Source organism: Mycobacterium sp. 1245801.1, assembly GCF_001673055.1.
GTDB classification, from domain to species: Bacteria; Actinomycetota; Actinomycetes; order Mycobacteriales; family Mycobacteriaceae; genus Mycobacterium; species Mycobacterium europaeum_A.
In genome coordinates, this window is record NZ_LZKY01000378.1 from 1 (window position 1) to 15,236 (window position 15,236).

9 protein-coding genes and 2 pseudogenes are annotated in these 15,236 nt (G+C 68.1%); 7 read left to right on the forward strand and 4 right to left on the reverse strand.

From position 1 onward, the window contains the following. Positions 1-1,438 (forward strand): type VII secretion protein EccE (eccE, locus tag A5622_RS24310; protein WP_066881729.1); only part of this gene is annotated, 1,438 nt, incomplete at its 5' end. 60 nt (positions 1,439-1,498) lie between these two features. Then, positions 1,499-3,337 carry a type VII secretion system ESX-2 AAA family ATPase EccA2 gene (eccA2, locus tag A5622_RS24315; RefSeq protein ID WP_197499471.1) on the forward strand — a complete coding sequence of 613 codons (1,839 nt, stop codon included), beginning with the start codon at positions 1,499-1,501 and terminating at the stop codon, positions 3,335-3,337. A 5-nt stretch (positions 3,338-3,342) separates the two neighbouring features. Here the strand turns inward: eccA2 and A5622_RS24320 are convergent, their stop codons facing one another. Continuing rightward, the gene (locus A5622_RS24320; RefSeq protein ID WP_066870112.1) at positions 3,343-3,783 is read right to left on the reverse strand and encodes a nitroreductase family deazaflavin-dependent oxidoreductase; all 441 of its coding nucleotides are present in this window, start codon (positions 3,781-3,783) and stop codon (positions 3,343-3,345) included. Between the two features lies 1 nt (position 3,784). Further along, positions 3,785-4,636: an NAD(P)H-binding protein gene (locus A5622_RS24325; protein WP_066881737.1), complete on the reverse strand. Its 852-nt coding sequence runs from the start codon at positions 4,634-4,636 to the stop codon at positions 3,785-3,787. Between the two features lie 113 nt (positions 4,637-4,749). On the opposite strand from A5622_RS24325, the gene sigI reads away from it, so the two are divergent. After that, positions 4,750-5,607, forward strand: coding sequence for an RNA polymerase sigma factor SigI (gene sigI / locus A5622_RS24330; protein ID WP_066881731.1), 858 nt, complete (start codon positions 4,750-4,752; stop codon positions 5,605-5,607). On the opposite strand, the pseudogene A5622_RS24335 reads toward sigI, so the two are convergent. Beyond that, positions 5,604-6,266, reverse strand: a pseudogene (locus A5622_RS24335) (MinD/ParA family protein); the annotation flags it as partial. The gene sigI and the pseudogene A5622_RS24335 overlap by 4 nt on opposite strands. On the opposite strand from A5622_RS24335, the gene A5622_RS24340 reads away from it, so the two are divergent. From A5622_RS24340 to A5622_RS24350, 3 genes are all read left to right on the forward strand, one after another. Continuing rightward, the gene (locus tag A5622_RS24340; protein ID WP_369829253.1) at positions 6,190-6,897 is read left to right on the forward strand and encodes a hypothetical protein; all 708 of its coding nucleotides are present in this window, start codon (positions 6,190-6,192) and stop codon (positions 6,895-6,897) included. The pseudogene A5622_RS24335 and the gene A5622_RS24340 sit on opposite strands and share 77 nt — an antisense overlap. A gap of 575 nt (positions 6,898-7,472) precedes the next feature. After that, the gene (gltB, locus tag A5622_RS24345; RefSeq protein ID WP_066881733.1) at positions 7,473-12,056 is read left to right on the forward strand and encodes a glutamate synthase large subunit; all 4,584 of its coding nucleotides are present in this window, start codon (positions 7,473-7,475) and stop codon (positions 12,054-12,056) included. Then, complete coding sequence (locus A5622_RS24350) at positions 12,049-13,515, forward strand: glutamate synthase subunit beta (RefSeq protein ID WP_066863761.1); 1,467 nt, start codon at positions 12,049-12,051, stop codon at positions 13,513-13,515. The genes gltB and A5622_RS24350 overlap by 8 nt, the downstream gene beginning before the upstream one ends. A 382-nt stretch (positions 13,516-13,897) precedes the next feature. Here the strand turns inward: A5622_RS24350 and A5622_RS24355 are convergent, their stop codons facing one another. After that, positions 13,898-14,749, reverse strand: a complete 852-nt coding sequence (locus tag A5622_RS24355) for an LLM class F420-dependent oxidoreductase (protein ID WP_066881735.1) — start codon at positions 14,747-14,749, stop codon at positions 13,898-13,900. A 51-nt stretch (positions 14,750-14,800) separates the two neighbouring features. Here A5622_RS24355 and A5622_RS24360 point away from each other — a divergent pair. Then, positions 14,801-15,091 (forward strand): annotated as a pseudogene (locus A5622_RS24360) (hypothetical protein); the annotation flags it as partial. Positions 15,092-15,236 lie beyond the last annotated feature (145 nt).

The following is a 15,236-nucleotide window of genomic DNA, read 5'->3' on the forward strand; positions in this document are numbered from 1 at the left end:
GTGGTCGTGGGCCGTGTTGTGGCGGCGTGGCCGGCGCCCGATCGACTGGACGGCCCCGATCACCGTGGCCAACAACCGATCCGGTGGCGGCGTCCGCGTCCAAGACGGTGTCGCCGTGGTCGCGGTGCAGTTGCTGGGCAGAGGTCACCGAGCCACCAGGGTGACCGGCTCGGTGAGCGTGGAGACCGAAAACGTGTTGGACATCGTCGAATTGGTGCCGATGCTGCGCCAGGCGCTTGGCCTGCAGCTCGATTCGATCAGCGTGGTCACCATCGGCTCCCGGCACGGCACTATCGGGGACTTTCCGCGTGTCTACGACTCCGAGATCGGAACCCCGCCCTACGCGGGCCGGCGTGAGACGTGGCTGATCATGCGGCTGGCGGTGATCGACAACGCCCAAGCCCTGTTCTGGCGCACGACCGTTGGCGCGGCGGCCATTTCGGTCGCACAACGCATCGCCGGACTGTTGCGCTGCCAGGGGCTGCGCGCCAAGGTGGCCACCGCCACCGACCTCGTCGAGCTCGACCGCCGGCTGGGGTGGGACGCGGTGTCGGGCACCGTGCAGCGGTGGAAAGCCATACGCGGAGAAGCGGGTTGGATGACCACCTATGCGTATCCGGCCGAGGCGATCACGTCACGCAACCTCTCGCAGGCGTGGACGCTGCGCGCCGACGAGGTCATCCAGAACGTGACCGTCTTCCCAGACGCCACGTGCACCGCCACCATCACCGTGCGCACACCCACGCCGGCACCGACGCCGCCCAGCGTCATCCTGCGCCGGCTCAACGGCGAGCAGGCCGCCGCGGCGGCCGCCAACATGTGTGGCCCCCGTCCGCACCTGCGTGGATTGCGGCGCAGCCCGTTGCCGGCCGAGCTGATCACCGAGATCGGACCATCGGGCGTGCTGATCGGCAAGCTCAGCAACGGCGACCGGCTGCTGGTGCCGGTCACCGACGCCGGTGAGCTGTCGCGCGTGTTCGTCGCCGCCGACGACCCGATCGCCAAGCGGATCGTGATCCGGACCGCCGGCGCCGGCGAACGGGTGTGCGTGCACACCCGCGACATGTCGCGCTGGATCAGCGTGCGCATGCCGGAGATCAGCGTGGTCAACAGCCCGCGTCCCGCACCGCGGACCACCGTCAGCGTCGTCGAGTACGCCCCGCGACGGGGGGGCGGCGCGGGCGCGCTCGAGGGCGGCGGTATCGAGGCGGCGATCTCCCCGACCCCGCGACCGGCGACGGTGATCACCATCGCCCCCGCGGGGGCCCAGCTCTCCGAGGCGCATCGGAACGGCTTCGAGGTGATCATCGAGCAACTCGGGCCGGCGGTGGTCAACGTCAGTGCAGCAGGAGAGAATTGGCTCGTCGAGATGGACATGTTCCGCGCCGAGAACCGCTACGTCAGTCTCGAGCCGGTGGGCATCTCGGTCGGCACGTAGCAGGTCAGAAACACGAGTTTGAGGCACGGTGTGATGAGCGCAGTGCCGCGAGGGGTTGTGATGGGTGATTTGCAAACCGCCCGAAGGCATTTCGATCGTGCCATGGCGATCAAGAGCCGGCAGGGCCGGGCGGCGGCGCTGCCGGAGTTCGTCGCTGCCACCGACGCCGACCCGTCGATGGCCGACGCCTGGTTGGGGCGCATCGCGTGCGGTGACAACGACCTGGCGTCGTTGCGGCAGCTCTACGCCACCAGCGAATGGCTGCACCGCGAGACCACGCGCATCGGGCAGACGCTGGCTGCCGAGATCCAGCTGGGTCCCTACATCGGCATCACCGTCACCGACGCGTCACAGGTCGGGCTGGCGTTGGCGTCCGCGTTGACGATCGCCGGGGAGTACGCCGAGGCGGACCGGTTGCTGGCCAACCGTGACCTGCTCGATTCCTGGACCAACTATCAGTGGCACCAGCTGGCCCGCACGTTCTTGATGTACCGGACCCAACGCTGGCCGGACGTCTTGCTGGCCGCCGCCGACGAGTTGCCCGCCCAGGCCATCGTCATGTCGGCGGTGACCGCGTCGATCTGCGCGCTGGCCGCCCATGCCGCCGCCCACCTCGGGCAGGGCCGGGTGGCGCTGGACTGGCTGGACCGCGTCGACGTGATCGGGCACACCCAGTCGTCGTCGCGCTTCGACGCCGATGTGCTGACCGCGTCGATCGGACCGGCCGACATTCCGCTACTGGTCGCCGATCTGGCCTATGTGCGGGGGATGGTGCACCGTCAGCTGCGCGAGGAGGACAAGGCCCAGATATGGCTGTCCAAGGCCACCATCAACGGCGTCCTGACCGAGGCGGCCAAAGAGGCACTGGCCGACCCGAACCTGCACCTGGTGGTCACCGACGAGGAAACCATCAACAGCCGCACCGATCGATGGGACGCCTCGTCGGCCAAGAGCCGCGACGAACTCGACGACGCCGCCGCCGCCGACGTGCGCGCCGAGCTGTTGGCCGAGGGCCGCAAGCTGCTGGCCAAGCAGGTGGGACTGGCCGCGGTCAAGCAAGCGGTCGCGGCGCTGGAGGACCAACTCGAAGTGCGGATGATGCGGCTCGAGCATGGCCTGCCGGTGGAGGGTCAGACCAACCACATGCTGCTGGTGGGTCCGCCCGGTACCGGTAAGACGACCACCGCCGAGGCGCTGGGCAAGATCTATGCCGGCATGGGGATCGTGCGCCACCCCGAGATCCGCGAGGTGCGCCGGTCGGATTTCTGCGGCCACTTCATCGGCGAATCGGGGCCCAAAACCAACGAGCTGATCGAAAAGTCGCTGGGCCGAATCATTTTCATGGACGAGTTCTACTCGCTGATCGAGCGCCATCAGGACGGCACGCCCGACATGATCGGCATGGAGGCCGTCAACCAGCTCCTGGTGGCGCTGGAAGTGCACCGGTTCGACTTCTGCTTCATCGGGGCGGGCTACGAAGATCAGGTGGACGCCTTCCTCACCGTGAACCCGGGTTTGGCCGGCCGGTTCAACCGCAAGCTGCGTTTCGAGTCCTATTCGCCGGCGGAGATCGTCGAGATCGCGCACCGCTACGCCACGCCGCGCGCCAGCCTGCTCGACGATGGCGCCAAAGAAACGTTCCTGGACGCGGCGACGACGATCCGCAACTACACCACCCCGGGCGGACGCCACGGCATCGACGCCATGCAGAACGGTAGGTTCGCCCGCAACGTCGTGGAGCGCGCCGAGGGTTTCCGCGACACCCGGGTGGTGGCGCAAAAGCGGGCGGGTCAACCGGTGACGGTCGAGGATCTGCAGATCATCACCTCGGCCGACATCCAGGCCGCGGTGCGCAGCGTGTGCTCGGACAACCGCGACATGGCGGCCATCGTCTGGTGACGCGGCTAGGCCGGTTCGAAGCGGAAAACGGCCAACCGACCCGCCAGGGCCTCGAACTCGTCGGGGGTGCCGTCCCGCACCATGCCCGAACGTTTGGCGAAGGCCACCCCGACCGGGACCTCGGTGGGGAAGGCGCGCAGCACCGGTCGCGCCTCGCTGGCGGAGAGTTCGACGATCCGCACCGGGCGTGACCGTCGGCCGCGGCTCAGCGTGCCGGTGCCGGCCGCCCGCGCATTCGCGGCCCAGTCGGCGCCGGGGTAACCGGCCACGACGTAGAGGCCGCCCCGAAAGTTGAAGGGCGTCATCGGGGTTCGGCGCGGTTGGCCCGACTTGCGGCCGGGCACGGTGAGCACCATGGCGGGCCCCGTCGGGATGCCCAACCGTTGGACCGCCATCATGAACTTGTTCATGGGCTTGAGGTAGCGCGGGGGGCGTGGATCGGTCATCTCAGACTCCTTGTTTCTCGTTGCTGAACATCGCTCGGTGTTGGAAAACCCAGTGCGCGAACGGGACTGGCGGCCGACCGAGGATCTTCTCCACGTCGTGGGTGACCAGGGCCGGGTTGTCGAGCGTCTCGGCCTGCATGGCGAGGTAGGCGTCGGCGAATCCGGCGCTGAAGCCCAACCCGACGAATCGTTGCCGCACGGCATCGGCGGGGATCTCGAGGTACTGCAGCGGCCGGCCCAGGACGGCGCCGATGACCTCGACCAGCTCGGCGTTGGTGAAGGCCTGCGGACCGGTCAGCGGGATGCGTTGCCCGGCAAGCTCGTCGGTGAGCAGAGCGTGCGCCGCGACGCCGGCGATGTCGCTCTCGACGATCGGGGCGGCCGATGCCGCGGCGTAGGGTCCGGCGACCACGTCGCCGGCGCGGATCTGCGCCGACCACATTCCGGCGAAGTTGGTGGCGAACACCGTGGGCCGCAGGCTGACCCAGTCCAAACCGGAGTCGACGGCGACGCGCTCGACCTCCCGGTTGCGGTCGCCGCGGAACCGGGACGGCTGCCGGGCGACGTCGTCGTCGGCGTTGATCGCCGACAACGCCACCAGCTTGCTGACACCGGCGGGCCCGCACCGGGCCACCACGTCTTCGAGTTGCACACCCAGCGCCCGCGAATTCAGGAAGACCGCGGAGGCACCGGGTAGCGCCTCGGCGGCCGAGCCGAACACCTCCACCTCGGGTGGAAATCCGGCCGGCCCCGGTTGCCGGGTGACCGCCCGCACGCGGGCTCCCGCGGCGAGCAGTTCGGTGACGAGTGGGCGGCCGACGTTGCCGGTCGCACCGGTGACGACGATGGTCATGACGAGCATCCTTTCCGTGAACTTTGTGCACTGGGAGAAACGACGAGGCAAAAGGTGGGAAAGTTACCCGGCAGAACGTGTAACTTTTCGCCCCAGCAGATCGTCGAAGAGTCATGAACCAGTCGCAGTCCACCGGCGATCAGGTCGGCGAGGCCTGGCGTCGGCACCGCCCATACCTGGTCAACCTCGCCTACCAGATGCTGGGCGACATCGGCGACGCGGAAGACGTTGCGCAAGAGGCCTTTTTGCGATTCTCGCGCGCCGACGTGAGCGAGATCGAGGACGCCCGGGGCTGGCTGACCGTGGTGGCGAGCCGGCTGTGCCTGGACCAGGTGCGTTCGGCCCGCGCCCGATACGAACGGCCCGGAGAGGTTGCGGAGCAACCGGCGCCAGGCCGCTTCGACCCGGCCGACCGGGTCACGCTCGACGACGAGATCCGCACCGCCCTGCTCGAAGTCCTGCGCAGGCTCAGCCCCGCTGAGCGGGTCGCCTTCGTGCTGCACGACGTGTTCGGCGTCCCGTTCGACTCGATCTCGCAGACCGTGGGCCGCCCGGCCGGCACCTGCCGCCAGCTGGCGCGCAGGGCGCGCACGAAATTCCATGCGGCACAACCGAAATTGAGTGAAGTCGCATCGGCCGAACACCAATTGGTGACCGAGAAGTTCATCACCGCATGCGCCAACGGTGACCTCGAAGCGTTGGCCGCCGTCCTGGATCCGACGGTGTGGGGCGTGGGCACCATCCTCGCGGACCCGGCGCCGCCACAGCAGATCAACCACGGGCCAGATGCGGTGGCCACCAACCTGTTGCGCTACCTGTGGCCGGACGTGACCCTGGTCAGCGGCCCCGTCGGGGGACCGGTGCTGCTGGCCTTCAGCGAGCGCCGCCTGTTCGCCGTCATCGTGCTGACGATCCGCGGGGCCCGGGTCATGAAGATCGAGGCGATCGCCGACCCGTCGGCGCGGGCTTAGTTCGGCATGCCCGCGTGGTCTGCGCCGCCGTGCGGACGCGCCGCGAAGTATCCGGCGATGGTCGCGGTGATCTCGAGGAATTTGCGCCGCGTGGCCGGGGCCATCTCGTGACCCACGTCGATCACGCCGCCGGGCCGCAGGTGGGGATCGAAGGGCACTTCGATCACCGGCCGGCCATGGTCGGTGAATTCGCGGGCGAGCAACGCGCGGGTGCGTTTGTCGGCATGACCGTCGGAATCGTTGAGCACCACGATGGTGTGGCTCAACAGCGCGGCCAGGCCCTGATCCGCCAGCCACTCCATGGTCCGCGCGGCTGCGGATGCGCCGTCGGCCCAGGGGGAGGACACCACGATCAGCGCATCGAGGTCGCGCAGGACCTCCTGGGTGAGCGGCGCGTCCATGGTCGAACCGCAGTCGATGACGGAGATCGTGAAATGGCGGTCCAGTCGCAGCGCGGCTTCCCGGTAGATCGCGGGATCGAGCACGCGGCGCGGCCCCGACGCCGGCTCCCCGGCGAGGACATGAAGACCCGCGGCATTGCGGCCCAGCCGCGCCACCACATCGTCGAAGGATCGCAGGTTCTTGTCGGCGGTCAGCTCCCAGAACGAGCCCGTCGACGCCGGATCGATCCGGCTGCTGAGCCGTCCGAACGCGGTGTCATCCCCCCAGCCGGCCCCGCCCGCCGCCGCGCCACCGCAGGCGCCCGCAGAGCTACCCGATCGCGGTTGGCGACGAGTCCTGCGGCTGATCACCTTCGGGCTGGTCAACCTGGGCCCGTCGCCGGCCCAGCGACAGGAGGCCCAGTTCGAGGCGGCCATCCGGACCCGCCTGTACGGCAACTACAAGGTCGGCGTGCTGGGCAAGGGGGGCGTGGGCAAGACGTCGGTGGCCGCGAGCGTGGGCTCGCTGTTCGCCGCGCTGCGCAGGCAAGACCACGTCGTCGCGATCGACGCCGACACCGCGTTCGGACGGCTCAGCAGCCGGATCGATCCGGCGTCGACGGGCTCGTTCTGGGAGCTGACCGCCGACAAGAACCTGCGATCCTTCGACGATGTGGTGGCGCGGCTGGGCCGCAATGCCGCGGGTCTTCATGTCCTCGCCGGGGAGCCGACGGCGGGGCCGCGCCGCGGCGGGTCGCTGTGGGGAGGGAGCGGGCGGGCGCGGGGCGTTAGGCCGCTCGGGCTGCAGACGGTCCCGCAGGAATTCGTCGCGCTCGTTCATGGGCTCCTCGGGTGCCAGGCGGTCGATCAGTCGTGCCGGTGGTCCGGCGGCGGCGCGGCCGTGACGTGATAAGCGCCACGGTCCGGCCTGCGACGCCGGGTCTGACCAATACCCGTCCAGTATCTCCTGCGGCACCGGATGCGCGAACCTGCAAACTCGCCCGCGTGAGCTGGCGAAACCTTACGAGACCACGGGGTGGCCGCTGAGCACGCTAGTACCCGTGACGGCGACCTCTCCAAGGGGCCTGTACGCACTCGCCAGCAAACTTGACATGGCGGCCTGCCGACGCACCGGGCCGCCTGGAATAGGCCCAGCTATGCAACCAATTCGGCGCCCCGGCCCGGCGGTGGGCAGAATTGGGGTTCACCGCCGGCAGCGAAATTTACGACGCTGCCAGCTGGCGGCTAGACTTGACGAAGTTGGCATGTCAGGCGGGTATTGTCATATCGTTTTACGACTTGTCGAGACCGGTTCCAGGCCACCGTTCAGAGCTGCACGGACGTCCCTAACAGGAGTATCTCCGCCTGGGGCACAGCCCATCGAGACAAGACCGAAGGGGTCATAGCCCGCAACCTAAGGGTGCGACCTCGTCGGGGCCGCTGCTAACGGCCGCGCAGAACGTTCAGGTGAAGGGTCAGGTGCATATGACGCCCAAGCGCGTCGGGTTATACAACCCCGCGTTCGAGCACGACGCGTGCGGGGTTGCCATGGTCGTCGATATGCACGGCCGCCGTAGCCGCGACATTGTGGACAAGGCAATCACTGCGCTGCTGAACCTCGAACACCGGGGTGCCCAGGGCGCCGAGCCGCGTAGTGGCGACGGTGCCGGCATCATGCTGCAGGTCCCGGACGCCTTCCTGCGTGAGGTCGTGGACTTCGAATTGCCGCCGCCGGGCAGCTACGCCACCGGCATCGCGTTCCTGCCGCAGTCGTCGAAGGACGCCGCGACCGCGTGTGCGGCCGTGGAGAAGATCGCCGAGGCCGAGGGCCTGACGGTGCTGGGCTGGCGCAACGTGCCCATCGACGACTCGTCGCTGGGCGCCTTGTCCCGCGACGCGATGCCCACGTTCCGGCAGGTGTTCATGGCCGGCGCGTCCGGCATGACGCTGGAACGCCGCGCCTACGTGGTGCGCAAGCGCGCCGAGCACGAATTGGGCACCAAGGGCCCCGGTCAGGACGGTCCCGGCCGCGAAACCGTGTACTTCCCAAGCCTTTCCGGTCAGACGTTCGTCTACAAGGGCATGCTGACCACCCCGCAGCTCAAGGCGTTCTACCTTGACCTGCAAGACGATCGGCTGACCAGCGCGCTGGGCATCGTGCACTCCCGGTTCTCCACCAACACGTTCCCGTCGTGGCCGCTGGCGCATCCGTTCCGCCGCGTCGCGCACAACGGTGAGATCAACACCGTCACCGGTAACGAGAACTGGATGCGGGCCCGCGAGGCGCTGATCAAGACCGACATCTTCGGAACCGAAGCCGACGTCGAGAAGCTGTTCCCCATCTGTACCCCGGGGGCGTCCGACACCGCGCGTTTCGACGAGGTGCTCGAACTGCTGCACCTGGGCGGGCGCAGCCTCGCTCATGCTGTGTTGATGATGATCCCCGAGGCGTGGGAACGCAACGAGTCGATGGATCCTGCGCGGCGGGCGTTCTACCAGTACCACGCCTCGTTGATGGAGCCGTGGGACGGCCCCGCGTCGATCACGTTCACCGACGGAACCATCATCGGCGCGGTGCTCGACCGTAATGGCTTGCGCCCCTCGCGGATCTGGGTCACCGAAGACGGCTTGGTGGTGATGGCCTCCGAGGCCGGTGTGCTGGATCTGGACCCCGCCAAGGTGGTCCGCCGGATGCGGTTGCAGCCCGGCCGCATGTTCCTGGTGGACACCGCGCAGGGCCGCATCGTCTCCGACGAGGAGATCAAGGCCGAGCTGGCCGCCGAGCACCCCTACCAGGAATGGCTGGACAAGAACCAGGTCCCGCTCGACGACCTGCCGCAGGGCAACTACAAGCGGATGCCCCACGACCGACTGGTCAAGCGGCAGCAGATATTCGGCTATACCTACGAGGAACTCAACCTCTTGGTGGCGCCCATGGTGCGCAGCGGCGCGGAGCCGATCGGGTCGATGGGTACCGACACCCCGGTCGCGGTGCTCTCGCAGCGACCCCGGATGCTCTACGACTACTTCCAGCAGCTGTTCGCGCAGGTGACCAACCCGCCGCTGGACGCCATCCGCGAGGAGGTGGTGACCAGCCTGCAGGGCACCACCGGCGGCGAGCGCGACCTGCTCACGCCGACCGAGCGCTCGTGTCACCAGATCGCGCTGCCGCAGCCGATTCTGCGTAACCGCGAGCTGGCGAAGCTGATCAACCTCGACCCCGATGACGAGGTCAACGGTCGTCCACATGGCATGTGCTCCAAGGTGATTCGCTGCCTGTACCCGGTCGCCGAGGGCGGTGCCGGGCTGGCCGCCGCGCTCGAGGAGGTGCGCGCGCAGGCGTCGGCGGCGATCGCCGACGGCGCGCGCGTGATCATCTTGTCCGACCGCGAATCCGACGAGCGGATGGCGCCGATCCCGTCGTTGCTCGCGGTGGCGGGGGTGCACCACCACCTGGTGCGCGACCGCACCCGGACCCACGTGGGGCTGGTGGTGGAAACCGGTGACGCCCGCGAGGTGCACCACATGGCCGCGCTGATCGGTTTCGGCGCCGCGGCGATCAACCCCTACATGGCGTTCGAGTCCATCGAGGACATGCTCGATCGCGGCGTCATCGAGGGCATCGACCGCAAGGCGGCGCTGAGCAACTACATCAAGGCCGCCGGCAAGGGCGTGCTCAAAGTGATGTCCAAGATGGGCATTTCGACTGTGGCGTCCTACACCGGTGCCCAGCTGTTCCAGGCGGTCGGCATCTCCGAGGACGTGCTCAGCGAGTACTTCACCGGCTTGAGCTGTCCCATCGGCGGTATCACCCTGGACGACATCGCCGCGGACGTCGCCACCCGGCACGCGCTGGCCTACCTGGACCGCCCGGACGAGCGGGCGCACCGCGAGCTCGAGGTGGGCGGGGAGTACCAGTGGCGCCGCGAGGGCGAGTACCACCTGTTCAACCCCGAGACCGTCTTCAAGCTGCAGCACGCCACCCGCACCGGCCAGTACAAGGTGTTCAAGGACTACACGCGCCTCGTCGACGACCAGAGCGAGCGCATGGCCTCGCTGCGCGGCCTGCTGAAGTTTCGGGCCGGGATCAATCCCCCGATTCCCCTGGACGAAGTCGAGCCCGCCAGTGAAATCGTCAAGCGCTTCTCGACCGGGGCGATGAGCTACGGCTCGATCTCCGCCGAGGCGCACGAGACGCTGGCCATTGCGATGAACCGGCTGGGCGGCCGCTCCAACAGCGGTGAAGGCGGCGAGGACGTCAAGCGCTTCGACCGCGATCCCAACGGTGATTGGCGGCGCAGTTCGATCAAGCAGGTCGCCTCCGGGCGGTTCGGCGTCACGTCGCACTACCTGACTAACTGCACCGACATCCAGATCAAGATGGCCCAGGGCGCGAAACCCGGTGAGGGCGGCCAACTTCCGGGACACAAGGTGTACCCGTGGGTTGCCGAGGTGCGCCACTCGACGCCCGGCGTGGGACTGATCTCGCCGCCGCCGCATCACGACATCTACTCCATCGAGGACCTGGCGCAACTGATCCACGACCTCAAGAACGCCAACCCGGCCGCGCGGGTGCACGTCAAGCTGGTCTCCGAGAACGGCGTCGGCACGGTGGCCGCGGGGGTGTCCAAGGCCCACGCCGACGTGGTGCTGATCTCCGGGCACGACGGCGGCACCGGTGCCACCCCGCTGACCTCGATGAAGCATGCCGGGGCGCCGTGGGAGCTGGGGCTGGCCGAGACGCAGCAGACGTTGCTGCTCAACGGGTTACGCGACCGGATCGTGGTTCAGGTCGACGGTCAGCTCAAGACGGGCCGCGACGTGATGATCGCCGCGCTGCTCGGCGCCGAGGAATTCGGTTTCGCCACCGCGCCGCTGGTGGTCTCCGGTTGCATCATGATGCGGGTCTGCCACCTGGACACCTGCCCCGTCGGGGTGGCCACCCAGAACCCGGTGCTGCGCGAACGCTTCACCGGCAAGCCCGAGTTCGTCGAGAACTTCTTCATGTTCATCGCCGAAGAGGTGCGCGAATACATGGCGCAGTTGGGCTTCCGGACGATCAATGAGGCCGTCGGCCAGGTGAAGTCCTTGGACATGACGCTGGCCCGGGCCCACTGGAAGGCGCACCGGCTGGATTTGGGCCCGGTTCTGCACGAGCCGGAATCGGCGTTCATGAACCAGGACCTGTACTGCAGCTCGCGCCAGGACCACGGCCTGGACAAGGCGCTCGATCAGCAGTTGATCGTGATGAGCCGCGAGGCGCTGGACTCCGGGAAGCCGGTGCGGTTCTCCACGACCATCAGCAACGTCAACCGCACGGTGGGCACCATGCTCGGCCACGAGGTCACCAAAGCCTATGGCGGCCAAGGGTTGCCGGACGGGACCATCGACATCACCTTCGACGGCTCGGCGGGCAACAGCTTCGGTGCGTTTGTGCCGCGGGGCATCACGCTGCGCGTCTACGGCGACGCCAACGACTACGTCGGTAAGGGCCTGTCCGGTGGCCGGATCGTGGTGCGGCCGTCGGACGACGCGCCGGCGGACTACGTGGCCGAGGACAACATCATCGGCGGCAACGTGATCCTGTTCGGCGCGACCAGCGGCGAGGCGTACCTGCGCGGCGTAGTCGGCGAGCGGTTCGCCGTGCGTAACTCCGGTGCGCACGCCGTCGTCGAGGGCGTCGGCGACCACGGCTGCGAATACATGACCGGCGGCAAGGTTGTCGTCCTCGGTCGCACCGGCCGCAACTTCGCGGCGGGCATGTCCGGCGGCGTGGCCTACATCTACGACCCGCAGGGCGAATTCCCAGGCAATCTCAACGCGGAGATGGTCGAGCTCGAGAGCTTGGATGACGATGACTACGAGTGGTTGCACGGCATGATTCAGGCGCACGTTGATGCCACCGATTCCGCTGTCGGTCAGCGCGTTCTGGGTGACTGGGCGCAACACCGGCGGCACTTCACCAAGGTGATGCCGCGGGACTACAAGCGGGTGCTGCAGGCCATCGCCGAAGCGGAACGCGACGGCGTGGATGTGGACAAGGCGATCATGGCGGCCGCGCATGGCTGATCCGAGCGGCTTCCTGAAATACACGCATCGGGAACTGCCGAAGCGTCGGCCTGTCCCGCTGCGGTTGCGCGACTGGCGCGAGGTCTACGAAGAGTTCGACAACGAGACCCTGCGCGAGCAGGCGACCCGTTGCATGGATTGCGGTATTCCGTTCTGCCACAACGGTTGCCCGCTGGGTAACCTGATCCCGGAGTGGAACGACCTGGTGCGCCGGGACCGGTGGCGCGACGCCATCGAGCGGCTGCACGCCACCAACAACTTCCCGGACTTCACCGGGCGGCTGTGCCCGGCCCCCTGCGAGCCGGCCTGTGTGCTTGGCATCAACCAGGACCCGGTGACGATCAAGCAGATCGAGCTGGAGATCATCGACAAGGCCTTCGACGAGGGCTGGGTGCGACCGTTGCCGCCGGAGAAGAAGACCGGCAAGAAGGTCGCCGTGGTCGGTTCCGGGCCGGCGGGTCTGGCCGCCGCCCAGCAACTGACCCGCGCCGGCCACACCGTCACCGTCTTCGAGCGGGCCGATCGCATCGGTGGCCTGCTGCGCTACGGCATCCCGGAATTCAAGATGGAAAAGCGTGTCCTGGACCGTCGGCTGGACCAAATGCGGGCCGAGGGAACCGAATTCCGCACCGGTGTCAACGTCGGCGTGGACATCACCGCCGAGCAGCTGCGCGCCGACTTCGACGCCGTGGTGCTGGCCGGCGGCGCCACTGCAGGGCGCGATCTGCCCATCCCCGGCCGCGAACTGGACGGCATCCACCAGGCGATGGAGTATCTGCCGTGGGGTAACCGCGTGCAGGAGGGCGACGACGTGCTGGGCCCCGACGGGCAGCCGCCGATCACCGCCAAGGACAAGAAGGTCGTCATCATCGGCGGCGGGGACACCGGCGCCGACTGCCTGGGCACCGCCCACCGGCAGGGCGCGACCGTCATCCACCAGTTCGAGATCATGCCGCGGCCGCCGGAGACGCGCGCCCCGTCCACCCCGTGGCCGACCTACCCGCTGATGTACCGGGTGTCCTCGGCGCACGAGGAGGGCGGCGAGCGGGTGTTCTCGGTCAACACCGAGGAGTTCGTCGGCGAGGATGGTCACGTGACGGCGCTCAAGGCGCACGAGGTGACCATGGAGGACGGCAAGTTCGTCAAGGTGGAGGGTTCGGAATTCGAACTCGAGGTCGACCTGGTGTTGCTGGCGATGGGCTTCGTCGGCCCCGAGAAGGAGGGCCTGCTGACCGACCTCGAGGTCAAGCTCACCGAGCGGGGCAACGTCGCCCGCGGCGCCGATTTCGACACGTCGGTTCCGGGCGTCTTCGTTGCCGGTGACATGGGGCGTGGCCAGTCACTGATCGTCTGGGCGATTGCTGAGGGGCGGGCGGCCGCGGCCGCGACGGACCGCTTCCTGATGGGGTCGACGGCGCTGCCGGCGCCGGTCAAGCCCACCGCGGTACCGCTTCAGTAGTAACACCAGTCACACCAGAAACACGCCGGACTTCGTCCGGCGCGTCTCCCACTGTTTGCCAGCCGCCGGGTGTCTAATAACCCGTTGTGAGCCCGCTCACATGGGGGTCACACCGGTTTCCCGGTTGAACGACCGATCGCAGGAGAGATTCTTGTGCATATCCACCCATTACCTCAGTCACGGATGGGGCGAATCGCCTGGTCATGGTTGCGTCACCCGGTCAAAAGTCGGGAGTTCCCCGCCAAGCACGAACGCTTGGTGACCCCCCAGGACTTGCTGCTGTTCGGTGCGTGACCGCCCGTTCGGCGCGCTCAGCGGCGCGCCGCGGGTTTGCTCAACATGCGCCCGGCGGGATTTCCGCCGGGCCGCCCCAAAGGCGTCGTCACCGCTCCCATAGGCCCGAGTCGCGGATCGCCTCGGCGAGCGGTTCGAGCACGGCCGGGTCGTGCGGCGGCGGCAGGTAGACGATGCCCAGATCCAAGCCCTCGGCGGCCAGCCCGGCCGCGTCCTCGATGACCTTCCCGTAATTCAGATCCGGCTCCAGGCGCAGGTGGGCCGAGAGCGTGATCTCCTTGGGGTCGCGGCCGATGTCCGCGCAGTGCGATGCCAGCACGTCGCGCTTGTGGGCGAAGACGTCGGGCGGACCGCCCACGAAATTCCAGTGCTGGGCGTAGCGCGCGGTGATGCGCAGCGTGCGCTTTTCCCCGCTGCCGCCGATGCAGATCGGTGGGTGCGGGCGCTGCGGGCCCTTGGGCTCGTTGCGGGCGCCTTTGAGCTGGTAGAACTTGCCGTCGAAGTCGGTGGTCTCCTGGCTGAGCAGGCTGGTCAGCACCTCGCACGCCTCCTCGAAGCGGTCGAAGCGTTCCTTGATACTGCCCAGTTCGATGCCGTAGGCGCCGGACTCCTCCTCGTTCCAGCCGGCGCCGATGCCCAGCTCGAGCCGTCCGTTCGAAATGATGTCGAGGGCGGCGGCCATGTTGGCCAGGACCGCGGGGTGGCGGTAGTGGATCCCGGTGACCAGGGTGCCCACCCGGAGCCGCTTGGTGGCCTGGGCGAGGGCGGTCAGCGTCGTCCAGCCCTCCAGGCAGGGCCCGCTGCTGTCGGAGAAGATCGGGTAGAAGTGGTCGAACGTCCACCCGGACTCGTAGACCTCGATGTCGTCGGCCGCCTGCCAGACGGCGAGCATCTGTGCCCAGGTGGTGTTCTGCGGGGAAGTCTTGAACGCGAATCGCATGCCGTCGACGTTAGTCGGTGTTTATGAAGGACAACTAAACTCAAGCTCACGATGACTGCTGTCTGCGGCTCCCTCGGAATGGACACCAAGATCACCCTGCTGGCGGCGGGCCTGATCTTCCTGCTCGCGCTGGTGCTGGGCGTGTGGAAATACCGCGAGATGATGGCGTCGGAGAACCACCTCGCGCATCCCTACGTCGACATCGCGCATCGGGCGGCGCTGCTGTATTCGTTCGCGACGCTGCTGCTCGCGGTGTTCGTGCAACTGAGCGCCTGGCCGGTCTGGGTGAACCTGACGGCGGCGGGGGTGGTCGTCTTCTTCTTCGTGGCCGCCATCGCCAGCACGAGACGCCCGTCGGCGTTTTCGAACTGGTTGACGGTGTCGCGGCGCGCGCCGTGGCTGATGTAGGCGGCGATGGCGGCCACGAAGAAGAAGACGACCACCCCCGCCGCCGTCAGGTTCACCCAGACCGGCCAGGCGCTCAGTT